Origin of the sequence: Plantibacter sp. MMLR14_011 (genome assembly GCF_001865025.1) — a bacterium.
Taxonomy (GTDB): Bacteria; Actinomycetota; Actinomycetes; order Actinomycetales; family Microbacteriaceae; genus Plantibacter; species Plantibacter flavus_A.
On the sequence record NZ_MJGW01000028.1, the window covers coordinates 26,877 to 42,347 of the forward strand.

Annotated in this window: 11 protein-coding genes; 7 read left to right on the forward strand and 4 right to left on the reverse strand. The window is 70.4% G+C overall.

Annotated elements, in window-relative coordinates; genetic code table 11:
* The first annotated feature begins 33 nt into the window (after positions 1-33).
* Positions 34-1,050 (forward strand): LacI family DNA-binding transcriptional regulator, encoded by a 1,017-nt coding sequence (locus BIU99_RS11315; RefSeq protein ID WP_064295998.1) that lies wholly within the window; start codon positions 34-36, stop codon positions 1,048-1,050.
* Between the two features lie 185 nt (positions 1,051-1,235).
* On the opposite strand, the gene BIU99_RS11320 is transcribed toward BIU99_RS11315, so the two are convergent.
* The 3 genes from BIU99_RS11320 to BIU99_RS11330 form a co-directional block, all read right to left on the reverse strand.
* Positions 1,236-2,894, reverse strand: coding sequence for an extracellular solute-binding protein (locus BIU99_RS11320; protein ID WP_071261283.1), 1,659 nt, complete (start codon positions 2,892-2,894; stop codon positions 1,236-1,238).
* Between the two features lie 83 nt (positions 2,895-2,977).
* Entirely contained in the window at positions 2,978-3,865 is an 888-nt protein-coding gene (locus BIU99_RS11325) for a carbohydrate ABC transporter permease (protein WP_064295927.1), read from the reverse strand.
* Entirely contained in the window at positions 3,862-4,857 is a 996-nt protein-coding gene (locus BIU99_RS11330) for a sugar ABC transporter permease (protein WP_231884373.1), read from the reverse strand. Before BIU99_RS11330 ends, BIU99_RS11325 begins: the two co-directional genes overlap by 4 nt.
* A gap of 141 nt (positions 4,858-4,998) precedes the next feature.
* On the opposite strand from BIU99_RS11330, the gene BIU99_RS11335 reads away from it, so the two are divergent.
* The 5 genes from BIU99_RS11335 to BIU99_RS11355 all read left to right on the forward strand — a co-directional run bounded on the left by BIU99_RS11335 (position 4,999) and on the right by BIU99_RS11355 (position 13,391).
* Positions 4,999-6,090, forward strand: coding sequence for a substrate-binding domain-containing protein (locus BIU99_RS11335; protein ID WP_071261284.1), 1,092 nt, complete (start codon positions 4,999-5,001; stop codon positions 6,088-6,090).
* Positions 6,091-6,194: 104 nt separating this feature from the next.
* The gene (locus BIU99_RS11340) at positions 6,195-7,223 is read left to right on the forward strand and encodes a hydroxyacid dehydrogenase (protein WP_071261285.1); all 1,029 of its coding nucleotides are present in this window, start codon (positions 6,195-6,197) and stop codon (positions 7,221-7,223) included.
* A gap of 62 nt (positions 7,224-7,285) precedes the next feature.
* Positions 7,286-9,217 carry a heparinase II/III family protein gene (locus BIU99_RS11345; protein WP_071261286.1) on the forward strand — a complete coding sequence of 644 codons (1,932 nt, stop codon included), beginning with the start codon at positions 7,286-7,288 and terminating at the stop codon, positions 9,215-9,217.
* Positions 9,214-11,193: a DUF2264 domain-containing protein gene (locus BIU99_RS11350; RefSeq protein ID WP_071261288.1), complete on the forward strand. Its 1,980-nt coding sequence runs from the start codon at positions 9,214-9,216 to the stop codon at positions 11,191-11,193. The genes BIU99_RS11345 and BIU99_RS11350 overlap by 4 nt, the downstream gene beginning before the upstream one ends.
* A 26-nt stretch (positions 11,194-11,219) precedes the next feature.
* Positions 11,220-13,391, forward strand: a complete 2,172-nt coding sequence (locus BIU99_RS11355) for an alpha-galactosidase (protein WP_071261289.1) — start codon at positions 11,220-11,222, stop codon at positions 13,389-13,391.
* Here BIU99_RS11355 and BIU99_RS11360 read toward each other — a convergent pair.
* Positions 13,388-14,395 (reverse strand): glycoside hydrolase family 26 protein, encoded by a 1,008-nt coding sequence (locus BIU99_RS11360; protein ID WP_175116833.1) that lies wholly within the window; start codon positions 14,393-14,395, stop codon positions 13,388-13,390. The two genes, BIU99_RS11355 and BIU99_RS11360, sit on opposite strands and share 4 nt — an antisense overlap.
* 157 nt (positions 14,396-14,552) lie before the next feature.
* Here BIU99_RS11360 and BIU99_RS11365 point away from each other — a divergent pair, with 157 nt between their 5' ends.
* Positions 14,553-15,461, forward strand: a complete 909-nt coding sequence (locus BIU99_RS11365) for a PhzF family phenazine biosynthesis protein (protein ID WP_071261291.1) — start codon at positions 14,553-14,555, stop codon at positions 15,459-15,461.
* Positions 15,462-15,471: the final 10 nt, after the last annotated feature.

The following is a 15,471-nucleotide window of genomic DNA, read 5'->3' on the forward strand; positions in this document are numbered from 1 at the left end:
CTCGGGATCGCCGCCCGGTACAATCGATCCGCGATGTCTAGAAAAGCGATTTCCCTGCAGGATGTGGCCGCCATCGCCGGGGTCTCCGTCTCGACCGCATCGAAGGTGTTGCGCGGTCAGGGCAAGGCCTCGGACGCCACGCGCGAGCGCATCCTCGAGGCCGCGGCGCGACTGGACTACCAGCCGAACGCCCTCGGCCAGTTCCTCGCGCAGGGACGCAGCGCGACGATCGGTGTGCTGACGCTCAACGCCCCCGGCGCGTTCACGATGCCGGTCCTCACCGCCGCGACGACGACCCTCGGCGCCCGCGACCTCTCGGTCCTCGTGTCCGACTCCCGTCTCGACCGTTCCCTCATGGCCGCGACCGTCCGGAAGCTGCGCGCCCGCAACGTCGACGGCCTCCTCGTCATCGGCGACGGCAGCGGGACCGAGATGCGTTCGGTCACCGACGGGTTCGCGGTGCCCGTCGTCTACGCCTACGGTGCCTCGGACGATCCCGGGGATGCCTCGTTCCTGCACAACGGCCGCCTGGCCGGCGAGCTCGCGGGACGACATCTGCTGGGCCTCGGTCGCCGTCGCATCGCGCACATCGGTGCCTCGCTCGACGACCGCTCCGCCCACGACCGGGCGGAGGGACTGCACCGCGCGCTGGACGAGGCCGGGGTCGAGCTGGTCGGCGGGACGGGGCTCCACGGCGACTGGTCCCGGGCCTGGGGGCGTCAGGCGGCACAGCGACTCATCGAGGCCGGACACGACGTCGACGCGGTGTTCTGCGCGAACGACACCATCGCACTCGCCGCCATCGAGGTCTTCCGGGAGGCCGGTCGCCGGGTGCCCGAGGACATCGCCGTGGTCGGGATGGACAACCTCGCCGGCCTCATGGGTCAACGGGACCGGACCCTCACGACGATCGACCCGCTCCTCCACGACGTCGGCCGTGCTGCGGCCGGCTATCTCGCCGATGCGATCGCCGGTGGCACCTACGTCCCGGGGGTCCACTTCGTGGACGGCGAGCTCATCGAGGGCGAGTCGACCGGGTCCCCGGCCTGAGGTGCACCCCGACCCGTCTCTTCGTTGAGGCCAGCGCGGTGCGCTGACGCGACATCGCCCCAACGGGCTCCACCGCACCCCACACCCGCGAGCGCGCCCCTCCAGAGACCCGCGCTCACGCGCGCGACCCGCGCTCACGCCCACAAACCCGCGCTCACGCCAGCGCACCGCGCTGACGCAACCCCTCAGGACAGCTTCTCGAGCTGTTCCTCGTACTCGGCCCGGACCTTGTCGTTCGTCGACGACTTCCAGGAGGCGATACCCGACTTCACCGTGTCGAGATCCGTCCGGCCGAGGATGTACTCGTTCATCGTCGACGACAGGTTGTTCGTCGCCGATGCGGTCTTGCCGGCGGTCTCCGAGTAGAGGCCGGTGATCGGACTCTTCTGGAGCATGGGAGCGGCTTTCTGCTGCCACTCGTGCGAGCGCCGCAACCGCTCCTCCATCGGCACGGCCGTGGCGAGGATCTGCGGTGCCGCGGCGAGTCGGTTGAGCGAGGTCGGGCCGATCTGCGCCGACCCCGCCTCGGTGAGGACGACGCGACCGTCCGCCTCCCGGGTGTGGTGCTCGCCTTCGACGCCGTACTGCAGGAAGAACCCTTCGGTGCTGCCGTAGGGGGCCGCGAGGTGGTTGAGCAGGGTCAGCAGCTCCTTCACCCGCGCCTCGTCCGCCTGCTTGATCGCCGTGAACGAGAACATCGACGAGCCCTGGTAGACGATGCCGTCGCCGCCGTCCGCCGCGAACGGCAGGATCGCGTCGTAGACCACGCCCTCCGGCGCACCGGGGTCGATGATGGCCGAGATGCCGTCCTGGTGCATGAGGACGGTGCCGTTGGCCATGTAGGTCTTCGCCTGCGAGCCGGAGATGCTCGGGGTGTCCGGGTGGTAGTACCCGGCGTCCTTCAGCTCCTTGATGTACGAGAGCGTCTCGAGCCACCGGTCCGACTCCCACTTGTGGACGAGCTTCGACCCCTTCAGCTCCCACCCGTTCGGGACCCCGAACATCGCACCGATGAAGTCGTACCCCCAGTCGACGCTGTCGCCGTTGCTCTGCCCGCTGATCGCGTAGCGGTTGCGCTTGGCGTCGGTGACCGCCTTGCACAGCTCGGTGAAGTCGTCCTTCGTCTTGGGGGCGGGCTCCGCCCCGGTGAGGTCCTTGATGACGTCCGGACGCGAGATGAGCATGTTGCCGAAGGGTGGCCGGTTCACCGGGACACCGTAGATCCGGCCGTTGATCCGGCAGCCCTCCCACGACGGCGTGGGCAGGTTCGCGAGGTTCGGGTACGTCTTCACGTTGTCGCCCGAGAGGTGGTCGGAGAGGTCGGCGAACTGCGCTTTGAGCAGCTGCGGGTAGGACGGTGGCAGCTGGAACGCGAGGAATTCGACGAGGTCCGGCACGCTTCCACCGGCCATGACCGTGGCGAACTTGGGTGCGAAGGAGTCGGCGGGGACCACCTGGAGGTCGAGTTCGCACCCGAGTTGCTTCTCGGCCGCCTGGAGGTAGCTGTTCGAGGCCGGCGCCGGCGGGCTGTACGAGATGACGAAGCCCGACACCGTGCCGCTGATCGCCGTCTTCCCCGACACCGAGGTGAACAGCTCCGACTCCTTCGGCGCGGAGTAGTACACCGGCTGGACCGTCGCCGAGCCGGCGAGATCGGGGGTCGGTCCCTTCGTGATCGGCACGTAGGTGGGCAGCGGGACGAGGGCTCCGGATCCGGCGGCTCCCGAGGTCGCACCACCGGGGGTGCAGCCGGTGAGCGCGGACCCGAGGCCGAGGACCGCGAGGCCGACGCCGGCCGCGGTGAGGAAGGTGCGGCGGGACAGGCCTGGGGTGGTGTCGTTCATCGTGGTCTCCTTCGAGGTGAGGCGAGCGCCTGGGGCGCGGATCTGATCCCGGCGACGATGCCGGGTCGGTGGGTGCGGATCGGTCAGCCCTTGACGGCGCCGGTCAGCACGCCCTTCGTGAGGTGGCGTTGCACGAGCGGGTAGGCGATGAGGATGGGGACGATGGCGATGAGCACCACGGCCATCTGCAGGGACTCGGCGGGCGGCAGCACGGAGGCGTCCGAGGCTCCCCCGACGAGCGAGGACCCTTGCAGCACATAGGTGCGTAGGACGAGCTGCAGCGTCCACTTCGAGGTGTCGTTGATGTACAGCAGCGCGTTGAAGAACGCGTTCCAGTACCCGACCGCGTAGAAGAGAGCGACGACGGCGATCACCGCGCGGGACAGCGGCAGGACGATCGTGCCGAGGATACGGAACTCCCCGGCGCCATCGATCTTCGCGCTGTCGATGAGCTCCTGCGGGATGCCCATCATGAAGCCGCGGACGACCACCATGTTGAACACGCTGAACGCACCGGGCAGGATGAGCGCCCAGACGTTGTCGAGCAGTCCGAGCTGCTTGACCATCAGGTACAACGGGATGAGGCCCGGCGTGAAGAGGAAGGTGGCGAGCACGATCATGAGCACCGGGCGCTGGAAGAACGACCGTCGGCTGAGGGCCCACGCCGCCGAGACCGTGCAGACCAGGCTTATGAGCGTGCCGACGACGGTGACGAACAGCGTCACCAGGATCGCCCTGGTCACCACCCCGCCGGCGAGGATCTGCTGGTAGGCGTCGAGCGTGAACGACTTCGGCCAGACGACGTAGCCGCCGGCGGCCGTGACGTCCTCGGCGGTCGAGACGCTCGTGGAGACCACGATGAGGAACGGGAAGAGGATGACGGCGAGGATCACGACGATCGCGAGCGCCTTGAGCGCGAGGACGACGGGCTTCGGCTTCCCCGCCCAGATCGGTCGGACGATGGTGCTCATGATTTGGAATACACTCCCTGCTCGCCGAGCATGTGCGCCGCTTTGTTGGCGACGAGGATGAGGATGAGACCGACGAGGCCCTTGATGAGCCCGGCGGCGATGCCGGTGCTCCAGTTCCCGTCGATGACGCCGTGGTAGTAGACGTAGGTGTCGAGCACTTCGGCGGCCCCCGGCCCGACGGCGTTGCGTTGCAGGATGATCTGCTCGAAGCCGACGGACAGCGCCTCGCCCAGTCGCAGGATGAGCAGGAGCACGATGATGGGCCGGATGCCAGGAAGCGTGATGTGCCAGAACCGGCTCCAGGCGCCCGCGCCGTCGATGGCGGCGGCCTCGTAGAGGGAGTCGTCGATCGCCGCGAGTGCCGCGAGGAAGATGATCGTGCCCCAGCCCGCGTCCTTCCAGATCACCTGCGAGGAGAGCAGCAGCTTGAACGTCGCCGGATCCGACATGACCGAGACGGTGCCGAGGTCCAGCTGCCGCAGCCAGGTGTTCAGGACACCACCGGAGCCGAGGCTCTGCTGGAAGAAGCCGACGACGATGACCCAGGACAGGAAGTGCGGCAGGTACAGCACCGACTGCACGATGGAGCGGAGCCACGGCCAGGTCAGCGAGTGGATGAAGATGGCCAGCGCGATCGGCACGGGGAAGAACAGCACCAGTTGGATGAAGGTGATCTGGAGGGTGTTGGAGACCGCGTTCCAGAACGCCTGGTCGGTGAACAGCGCCGTGAAGTTGGCGAAGCCCACCCACGGGCTGTCCGGGATCGGGATGTACGGCTGGTAGTCCATGAACGCGATGACGTTCCCAAGCAGCGGGATGTACACGAACAGCAACAGCAGCACGACCGCCGGGGTCACCATGACGAGCAACGGTGCATCGCGACGGAACTGCATCCGGAACGGCACGCGGCGTCTCGTCGGCCGATCACCGGACCCGGCGGGGGCGATCGGTGGTCGGATGGTCTCCGGCCGATCGGTCGTCGTCGCGCTCACAGCAGCTCCCTTGCTCACGGCGGATGCCAGGTCTCGGGCCTCCGCGCCGTTCTCTCGAACGTTGGACATCATTCGCGGGGCCGCTGTGTAAAGTCAACATCATTCAATCATCCGAACAGGAATCGAACATCGGAGTTCATCATGGAGCTGTCGCAACGACACGAGCGCATCCTCGCCGAGCTGCGCATCCACGGCAGTCTCTCGGCAGCGGACTTCGCCGAACGGATGGGCATCTCGACGATGACCGTCCGGCGCGACCTCCGCGAGCTCGGTGAACAGGGCCGGCTCCGCCGCGTGCACGGTGGCGCGGTGTCCGTCGACACGCAGCCGACGACCGGGATGCCCCACCGGCCCGGTGCTCGGCCGACCCCGGCTCCAGGGGCGGCCGACACCCTGTTCACCTTCGGGTTCGTCGTCCCAGACCCGAGCTACTACTTCCCGACGATCGTCGCCGGTGCGGTCGAGCGCGCCCAGTCGCTCGGTGGACGGATCGTCCTCGGCGTCTCCCGCTACGACCCCGACCGCGAGCGTGATCAGATCGAGCGCCTCCTCGTCGGCGGGGTGGACGGCCTGCTCGTGACGACGTCGATCCTCGACGCCCACCCGACGCTCGAGCTGCTGGAGCGGTCGCCGGTGCCGGTCGTCCTCGTCGAGCGCTCCGTCGCCGAGTCCGCGATCGGCGACGGCCTGGAGTTCGTGCGCACCGACCACGCCGCCGGGGCGGTCATGGCCCTGCGTCACCTGGCCGGACTCGGCCACGAACGCATCGGGATGGCCGCCTTCGACACCCCCACGACGCCCTCGCTGCGTCTCGGCTTCGAGCGGGCCGTGCGCCAGCTCGGACTGCGCGAGGACGCCAGCACGGCCATCATCGACGACCAGCAGGGCGTCGGCGAGCAGACGCGGCGATACCTGGAGGCGTGCGTGGCGTCCGGGACGACGGCGGTGTTCCTGCACTCGGACCACTACGCCGTCGAGTTCGCGGATGCCGCGCTCGACCTCGGCCTGTCCATCCCCGGGGACCTGTCGATCGTGGCCTACGACGACGAGGTCGCCGGCCTGGCCAGGGTGCCGCTCACGGCCGTCGCACCGCCCAAACGCGACATCGGCAGGTTCGCGGCCACGATGTGCTTCGAACGCATCTCGGCCGCAGCCCAGACGGGGTTCGCCGCGCGCCACACGAGCCTGCGGCCGAGCCTCAGCCTCCGGGAGTCGACGGCACCGCCTCGGTGAGACACGGGTTGTTCGATTGCTGTTCGTTTGAACGCGAGTGCTTGACAGGCTCAGGCGTCGCGCACTGGGATTGAGCCTGCTGTCGAGACGACCAGGAGGCGACGATGCTGCAGAGCGAGAGCGCCCTCCGAGGCACGGTCGGCTTCCTCATGCCGGAGGGCACCTTCGAGCGGGTGTTCTCCGAGCTCGACCTCGCTCGCCTGCGGTCCGAGTCGCGTCTCCATCTGCTGTCCGACCGCCCGCTCCGTCCGGAGCGCGTCGACGACCGCGCGCTGTTGGCCGAGGCCGAGGTGCTCGTGACCGGCTGGGGGTCCCCGGCGCTGGACGAGCCGCTCCTGCGGATGCTCCCGTCCCTGCGCGCGGTGGCCCACTCGGCAGGCAGCGTCCGCGGCATCGTCACGGACGCCCTGCTCGACCGTCACGTGTCGCTGACGTCGAGCGCAGCGGCCAACGCGGTACCGGTGGCCGAGTTCACCGTCGCGATGATCGTGCTCGCCGCCAAGCGGACGTTCTGGGCGGCGGAGACGCTGCGGTCCTCGAACGCCCCCGTCGACGCCGAGCGGGCCTGGCCGACCGTCGGCAGCCACGGCATCACCGTGGGGGTCGTGGGGGCCTCGCGCATCGGTCGGCTCGTCATCGAACGGCTCGCCTCCCTCGACGTACGGGTGCTCGTCGCCGACCCGACGCTCGACCACGATCAGCAGCTCGCCATCGGCGTACCCTGCGTACCCCTCGAGGAGCTGGCCGCACGCAGCGACATCGTCACCCTCCACGCGCCGGCGCTGCCCTCGACTCGGCACCTCGTCGACCGCGGACTCCTCCGGCTGATGCGTCCCGGCACCACCGTCATCAACACAGCCCGTGGCGACCTCGTCGACCACGAGGCCCTCGCCGATCGTCTCGAACGCGGCGACCTCGTCGCGATCCTCGACGTGACCTCCCCCGAGATCCTGCCGTCGACCTCACGGCTGTGGTCGACGCCGAACACGGTCATCACGCCCCACATCGCCGGCTCGGCCGGGAACGAACTCGGCCGGCTCGCCACCAACACCGTGGACGAGATCCTGCACCTCGTCAGGACCGGCGCCTTCCGACGACCGATCACCATCGCCGCGCTCGCGCTCCAGGCGTGAGCGGGCCACCGAACCGCACACCACTGAACCGCAGACCACCGAACCGCAGCAGAGGCCAGACCATGCCCCTCCCAGCAGCCACCAGCGCGCCGACCACCACGAGCTTCGCCGAGCAGTTCACGCCGCGGGCACGCCGAGCCCTGCGCGTCGGGGGCTGGCGCGCAGGTCCGCCGGTCGGAGACCGCACCGCCTGGGGCCGGGTCTCGGAGCGGGACCGGACGACGTTGCTCGCCGCGGCGCGGCACTGGTGCGTCGAGGCCGACCGCAACCCGCCCACGCTGTCCCTCTGGGCGCGGTACAGCTCCGACGGCGACCGGACCCCCTACGAGACGGCGCAGCAGGCGCTCCTCGGCGCGGTCGCCTCGTCCGCGCTCGCCCTCGGCGCGACCGACGACGAGGCCTGGGTCCGCGAGCTCGGCGATCGCGTCTGGCGGCTCTGCGAGCTGACCGCGTGGTGTCTGCCCTCCCACTACGCCCTGCCGGAGTCCGGCGAGCGCCCGTTCCTTCCTCTCCCTGGCCGCGACATCCTCGACCTGTCCGACGCCTACGTGGGCGGCTTGCTCGCCGCGGTGGACACGATCGCCGGTGACCGCTTGGAGCTGGCGTTCCCCGGGCTGCGCTCGCGGGTGCACGCGGAGATCCGGCGTCGCGTGCTGGACCCGTGGCGGAACGAGGTGGACTTCTGGCACGGGCTCGACGGCCCGCCGAACAACTGGGCGCCGTGGATCGTCTCGAACGTCCTCGTGTGCTCGGCGGTGGTCGAGACGGACCCGGACGAGCTGGCGTCGTCGATCGACCGCGCACTCGTCATCCTGGACCGGTTCCGAGCGGGCTACGCCGATGACGGCAGCTGCGACGAGGGGGCGACCTACTGGTGGTGGGCGGGGGCGACGCTGTTCGAGGCGCTCGACCTCCTCGGCGAGGTCACCGAGGGCGCGTTCGACGGGTTCGCGGTCGCGCCGGTGGCCGCGATGGCCCGCTTCCCGATGGTGATGCAGCTCTCCGGCGAGTCACAGGTCAACTTCTCGGACGGGTCCGCGAGCCTGCCGACGAATGCGACCTGGAACCTGCTCGCCCGCTTCGGCGAGCGCGTGGGCGACGACGAGGTGGCGGCCCACGCCCGCTGGATGGGGCGCTCGAATCCGCTCGGCTTCTCGGGGCAGTTGGCTCCGTTGTTCCGCCGCACACTCGCGGAGCTGCTCGACCCGGCGTGGACCACGGCCGGCGACGCCACGCCGGGAATGCCCTCCTCCTGGTACGCACCGGGAACGGAGGTGGCGGTGTTCCGCGAGCACGCCGGTCGCGTGGACGGCTGGGCGGTCGCCGCGAAGGGCGGTCACAACGACGTCAGTCACAACCACAACGACGTCGGCGGGGTCATCGTCTCGCTCGACGGTGAGCCCGTCCTCATCGACGTGGGTGTCGGCGTGTACCACCGCGACACCTTCATGCCGGACACCCGCTACGGCATCTGGACCATGCGGAGCGCCTTCCACAACGTCCCCCTCCCTGCCGGGGTCGAGCAACCGTATGGTCGGGCCTTCACGGCGAGCAGGACACGGTTCTCCGACGAGGGCGACCGCTCCGTCCTCGCCACGTCCCTTCTGGGTGCGTATCCGCCCGAGGCCCGACTCACAGCACTGGACCGCACGGTGACGCTCGACCGTGCCGCCGGCGCCGTCCTCGTCGACGACCACTGGGCGTTCGCCGAACCGTTGCAGATGACGCTGACCTTCCTGACGGCCGCCGAGCCGGTCGTCGCGGGCGGTGGGATCCTGGTCGGCGACGCCCGCCTGGACACCGACCCCGCGTTCGAGGTGGCGGTGGACCGGATCGACATCGACGACCCGAAGCTCCACGAGGTCTGGGGGTCGGCCGTCTTCCGCATCCGGCTCGTGCAGCGCGCCACCGCGACGAGCGGGTCACACACGCTGCGGGTGCGCCGCGCGCAACAGTACCCGGAACCGGGAGCACCGATGGAGGCCCCACGATGACGCCCGACCCGCTCCCGCCGTTCCGTCTACCGGCCGCGGACCCCGTCGCCGCACCCTTCACCGGGTGGACGCGGGCGCACTGGGAGGCCACGGCCGACCGGTGGCTGGCGGAGGTCCGCCGGTTCGAGAGCCCGCTCGGCGGCATTCCTCGGCTGCCAGGTCGGGTCACCCGCGACGGTGTCGCCCGCGAGGGCATGGAGGCGGTCGGTCGCTCCTTCCTCCTCGCCGCACCACGGATCGCCGGCGGCGGAGACGGCGATGGTGACGGGGTCGAGGACCTCGTCGCCTGGTACAGCCGGGCACTCCTCGCCGGTACGGCCCCGGACGGTCCGGAGTCCTGGCCGCTGGGCGTGACGTGTCGGGCTCCTGGCACGGGCGTCACCAACTCGATCGTGGAGGCGGCGAACATCGCGTTCGGCCTGTACGTCAGTCGAGACCGACTGTGGGCGGGGCTCACCCGGAAGGAGCAGGTGCAGATCGCCGACTGGCTGCGCCACCATGCGCGCCTCGAGGTCTGGCACAACAACTGGCAGCTCTTCCCGGCGATGGCGGAGGCGTTTCTCCGCTCGGTCGACGAGGACGTCACCGGGCTGAACGGCACGAGGAACGTCGCCCGCGTGGAGTCGTGGCACCTGGAGCAGGGCTGGTACACCGACGGTCCGGAACACGCGATCGACTACTACAACGCGTGGGCGATCCACCCCTACCTCTGGGCCTGGTACCGCATGACCGACCGCACGGGCACGGCCGACGGCTCACGGCATCTGGAACGGCTGCACGACTTCACCGGCTCCTTCGCGCGCATGGTCGCACCCGACGGGTCGATGGTGCACGTCGGTCGCTCGCTGAGCTATCGGACGGCCGCCCTCGCCGCGCTCTGGTGCGCCGAGCTCTCGGGGGTAAACCCGTTGAGCCCCGGCGCGACGCGTCGCCTGGCCTCCGGGGTGGTCTCGGGGTTCGTCCGGCACGGCGTCGGTGTCGACGGCCCGCTGAGTCTCGGTTGGTACGGGCCGTGGGAGCCCACCGCGCAGAGCTACAGCGGCTTCGGTTCGCCGTACCTCGCGGGCATCGGGTTCCTCGGGCTCGCCATCGACCGCGACGACCCGGTGTGGACCGCTCCGGAACACCCGCAGCCGACCGACGGGCCGCCGGAGACCACCGTGCTGCCGGCGGTCGGGTGGATCCTGCGCTCGCAGCGGGACGGTGTCGTGACGCTCGCCAACCACGGCAGCGACCACTGCGAGATCCCCGTCGAGCCCGCTCGCGCCGACGCGGACGATCCGCACTACGCCAAGTTCGGGTACTCCTCGCACACCGCCCCGGGGACGGGCGCGGCGTGGGACGAGAACGTCGACGGCCATCTCGCGCTGCTCGATGAGGACGGGCGGGCGAGTCGCCGCGCCGCGATCCGCGGGATGCGGACCGTCGGCGAGGTCTCCGGCTCGGTGCACCTCCCACAGCTCGACGGCCGAGTGTGGCCGGGCTGCGCCGTCACCACGGTCAGCATCGTCCACGGCGATCAGGAGCTCCGCGCGCACCTCGTCGAGTCGACTCGCGCGTGGGCCGTCCGCGAGGGCGGTGCGGCCGTCGCCGACGACGCGGTACTGCGCACCGTGGTCGATCCCGCCGGGGCCGCGCCGCGGGCCACGGTGGTCGGTCGTGACGGGCTCGCAGCGACCATCGTCGGGCTGCACGGCTGGGACCGCGCGGAGGCCGTCGCCTACCGCGACGCCAACGCGTTCGGTCCCCACTCGGCGGTCCCGGCGCTGTGCGCCGCCAGCACTCCGGGGCACACCGTCCTGGCCGCACTCCACACCCTCCGCTTCGACGACGGCGAGACACCCGACCTCCCGGTCGCGGTGGACGTGACCGGGACCCGGCTGGTCGCACGGTGGACCGACGGAACCGTGCACGACGTCGACCTCGCCACCTTCGTCCCCTGGGACGGCCAGCTCGCACGCCCGTCCGCGGACTGACCACCGCACCCATCCGAAAGGACCCCATGTCCACCGACACCCGACAGCCCGTCGTCCACCTGCGATCGCGCGCCGTGAGCGTCGTTATCGACCTGCGCGACGGTCGCCTGCCGTCGATCGCGCACTGGGGAGCCGACCTCGGTCCGCTCGACGATCGGGAGCTCGCCGATGTCGTGCGCGGTGCGGAGCGGTTCGTCACGGAGAACGCACCCGATCGACCGACCCGCCTCGCGGTGCTTCCGGAACAGAGCGAGGCCTGGCTCGGTCGGCCGGGCATCACCGGCAGCCGGGACGGACGCGACTGGTCGCCGCTGTTCACGATGGAGCCGGCGCAGGTGACCCCGCGCACGGTGACCGTCGACGGCGAGGACGCCGAGGCGGGCCTGGCGATCCGGATCGAGTTCGAGCTGAGCGAGGCCGGTCTCCTGCGTGTCCGCGCGACGCTCCGCAACGTCGCCGACGGCGTCTACCGGCTCGACGACCTGCATCTCGCGCTCCCGATCCCGGCTCGCGCCCGGGAGGTCCTCGACCTCGCCGGCCGGTGGGGCAAGGAGCGGACGCCGCAGCGCTCGCCGCTCCGGGTCGGCGCCTGGGTGCGCGAGGACCGCCGCGGGCGGACCGGGCCGGACGCGCCGCTCGTCCTGAACGTGGGCGTCCCCGGGTTCGGCTTCGCCACGGGCGAGGTCTGGGGCGTCCACGTGGGGTGGAGCGGCAACCAGCGACACCTCGCGGAACGGCTCTCGACCGGCGACCAGGTGATCGGCGGTGGCGAGCTGCTCCTGCCGGACGAGGTCCGCCTCGGCCCCGGCGAGGCCTACACGAGCCCCTGGGTGTACGGCGCCCACGGGGACGGGCTCGACGCCCAGGCCGCGCTGTTCCACGAGCACCTGCGCGCGCAACCCGGCCATCCGGCACGGGACCGACCGCTCACGCTCAACGTGTGGGAGGCGGTGTACTTCGATCACGACGCCGAGGCTCTGATGCAGTTGGCCGAGGTCGCGTCCTCGCTCGGGATCGAGCGGTTCGTCCTCGACGACGGCTGGTTCCGTGGGCGACGACACGACCGCGCGGGGCTCGGCGACTGGTTCGTCGACGAGGAGGTGTGGCCTGACGGGCTGCAGCCGCTCGCCGACCGGGTCCGGAGCCTGGGGATGGAGTTCGGTCTGTGGTTCGAGCCGGAGATGGTGAACCTCGACTCCGATCTGGCCCGGGAGCACCCGGACTGGATCATGCAGACGGGCGGACGATTGCCGATCCCCGCCAGGAACCAGCAGGTCCTCGATCTCGGCCGACCAGAGGCCTTCGCCGCCGTCCTGGAACGGATGACCGCGATCCTGACCGAGGTCGACATCGCGTACATCAAGTGGGATCAGAACCGCGACCTCGTCGACGCCGGGTCGGCACCCGACGGTCGGGCCGGCGTGCATCGTCAGACGGCGGCCGTGTACCGGTTGATGGACGAACTCACGCGTCGGTTCCCGGAGCTGGAGATCGAGTCCTGCTCCTCCGGCGGCTCACGCGTCGACCTCGGCGTCCTCGAGCGCACGCACCGCGTGTGGGCCTCGGACTGCAGCGACCCGCTCGAGCGGCAGCAGATCAACCGCTGGACCGCCCAGCTGGTCCCCCTGGAGCGGCTCGGCGCCCACATCGCCTCCGGGCGCTCGCACACCACGGGCCGCTCGCACGAGCTGTCCTTCCGTGCGGCGACCGCGCTCTTCGGCCATCTCGGGGTCGAGTGGGACCTGCGGCAGGCGTCCCCGGCGGACCTCGCGGAGTTGGCCGACTGGTTCGCGCTCTACCGCTCGACCAGGGCCCTGCTGCACACGGGGCGGCTCGTCCGTGAGGACGTGGTCGACGACGCGCTCCAGATCACGGGGGTGGTGGCCGCGGACCGGTCGGAGGCGTTGTTCTCCCTCGCATTCCTCGGGCGTTCCGACGTCGCGAGGATCGGGCGGTTCACGCTCCGCGGCCTGGACCCGGAGCGTCGCTACCGGGTCCGGCCGCTGCGCATCGGCGAGCCCTCAGGAGGGCGCACCGTCCCCGCCTGGTTCGGTGAACCGGACGGCGTGGACGGTCCGCACGCCGGTTGGACCGGCGTGGTGATGTCCGGGGCGACCCTCCGCCACGCCGGCCTGCAGACCCCAACCACCCCGCCCGAACGGGCGTGGATCGTCGAGGTCGCCGCGGTCGACGACTAGGGCAGCACCACCTCACCCTGGTTGAGCACCCTCGGGTGGAAGTAGGTGTTCTGGATCTCGGTGTTCGAGTTGTTGCCGCGCAGCTGCTCGGACCAGATCATGAAGTACGACCAGCGCGTCTGGGACTGCAGGAGGTTGGCGTCGGGCACCTTGCCCATCTCCGCGATGGCGATCGGCTTCGTCCCGGCGATCGACTGCAACTGCTGGTAGTCGGCGGTGCTCGGGTAGTTCTTGTACCAGACGTCGAGCGAGACGACGTCGACGTAGGAGTTCCCGGGGTAGTAGCCCGACCACCCTCCCTGCGGGTTGTCCTGGACGTTCCAGACCCAGATGAGGTTGTCGAGGCCCTGGGCGTCGAAGTAGTCGCGCATCTGCTGGAAGATCTTCGCGCCACCGTTCGCGCCTGAGCGGCCACCCCACCAGTTCCAGGTCTCGTTCATCTCGTGGAACGGACGGAACAGGACGGGGATCCCGGCATCCTTGAGCTGCCGCAGGTACGGCACCACCTCGGCCATCCGCTGCCGCCAGGTCGTGTTGAGCGCGGTGCCTCCCGTCACGATCTGCGTGAACTGGGCGTTCGAGATCTGGGTCTTCACCCCGCCGTCGAACTCGCAGGTGGAGGGTCCGGTCGGTGAGCAGGCGTGCCAGGTGAGGGCGACGAGCGAGCCGTTCGCCCACTCCGTCTTCGCCTGGTCGATCACCCGCTGTCGGTTCGCGGCGTCCTGCCCGCGGAACATGAGGTCACCGCCCCAGAGCCCGGGATACTGCCCGGTGACGTCCTTCACCTGCTGGGTGTACTGGCCCGGCAGGCTCGCCGGTTCCTTGTTGTGCTGGCCCGACACGATGTTCGTCCCGGCGATCGTCTTGAGGTACTGGATCACCGTGGCCTTGTTCTTCGCGGGGAACGCCTCGGCGTCCACCGGTTGCGCGACGGCGGAGCCGACGAGGCCGAGGACGAGCGCGGCGCCCAGTGCGATGCGCGTCCTCCGGGTGTGCGATGTCATGTCCATCTCCTTTCCGCCCTGCGTCGTCGGAGGGCGGCGACCCCAGGATCGCGGTAGGGGCGGGGTGCCGTCAAGGACTTTCATAAATTACTGCTTAAACTCATCGCGATGGCGGCGGCTCCGGGCGGGGCCTGGCGAGGAGCGGTAGCATCGACGGATGTCGAACGCCGGACCGCCCGAGATCCTCCGCCTCACGGCCTTCGCCGCTGAAGCCGGCGGCGGCAATCCCGCGGGGGTCGTGCTTGACGCCTCGACGCTCTCCGAGGCCGAGATGCAGGCGATCGCCACCGAGGTCGCCTACCCGGAGACGGCCTTCGTCGTCGATCCCTGTGTCGACGGTGACGACCGGCACGTGCGGATGCGCTACTTCTCCCCCGGTGCCGAGGTGCCGTTCTGCGGTCACGCGACCATCGCGACCGCGGTCGCCCTCGCGGAACGGCGTGGCGTCGGGCGGTTCACCCTGGAGACGAACGTCGGGCCGCTCGTCGTCGAGACGGCCTCCGACGCAGACGCCGCCACGACCGGCGGCACCGGCTCGATCACCGCGTCGTTCACGAGCGTCGAACCCATCCTGCGCGAGCTCGACGCCGAGATCACCGATCGGCTGCTGTCGCTCCTCGGGCTCGAGCGTTCAGACCTCGACGAGCGGTGGCCGCTGCGTGAATCGTTCGCCGGCAACCGGCACCCGGTCGTCGCCGTCCGTGACCAGCATGCCTTCGACGCCTTCACCTTCGATCCGGCCGCATTGCGCCGACTGATGGACGAGCAGGGCTGGGCCGGAACGGTGACCGTGGTGCACGGCCACGATCTCGACGACGCCGGGCGCCTGCTCGTCGAAGCCCGCAACCTCTTCCCCGTCGGAGACATCACCGAGGACCCGGCGACGGGCTCCGCCGCGGCCTCACTCGGCGGTTATCTACGCGCACTCGGCCTGGTCACCCCGCCGGCCCAGGTCATCATCCGGCAGGGTCATCACGTCGGCGCTCCCAGTCTGCTGACGGTCGACGTCCCCACCACGGGCGGCATCACCGTGACGGGGGCGGCGCAGGCGATCGCAGCTCCTTGAGCAGCGGCCA

Coding starts and splice junctions, on each gene's coding strand:
- BIU99_RS11360 (WP_175116833.1), bottom strand. CDS start 14,395: ATGACATCGCACACCCGGAGGACGCGCATCGCACTGGGCGCCGCGCTC.
- BIU99_RS11315 (WP_064295998.1), top strand. CDS start 34: ATGTCTAGAAAAGCGATTTCCCTGCAGGATGTGGCCGCCATCGCCGGG.
- BIU99_RS11325 (WP_064295927.1), bottom strand. CDS start 3,865: ATGAGCACCATCGTCCGACCGATCTGGGCGGGGAAGCCGAAGCCCGTC.
- BIU99_RS11365 (WP_071261291.1), top strand. CDS start 14,553: ATGTCGAACGCCGGACCGCCCGAGATCCTCCGCCTCACGGCCTTCGCC.
- BIU99_RS11350 (WP_071261288.1), top strand. CDS start 9,214: ATGACGCCCGACCCGCTCCCGCCGTTCCGTCTACCGGCCGCGGACCCC.
- BIU99_RS11320 (WP_071261283.1), bottom strand. CDS start 2,894: ATGAACGACACCACCCCAGGCCTGTCCCGCCGCACCTTCCTCACCGCG.
- BIU99_RS11355 (WP_071261289.1), top strand. CDS start 11,220: ATGTCCACCGACACCCGACAGCCCGTCGTCCACCTGCGATCGCGCGCC.
- BIU99_RS11335 (WP_071261284.1), top strand. CDS start 4,999: ATGGAGCTGTCGCAACGACACGAGCGCATCCTCGCCGAGCTGCGCATC.
- BIU99_RS11340 (WP_071261285.1), top strand. CDS start 6,195: ATGCTGCAGAGCGAGAGCGCCCTCCGAGGCACGGTCGGCTTCCTCATG.
- BIU99_RS11345 (WP_071261286.1), top strand. CDS start 7,286: ATGCCCCTCCCAGCAGCCACCAGCGCGCCGACCACCACGAGCTTCGCC.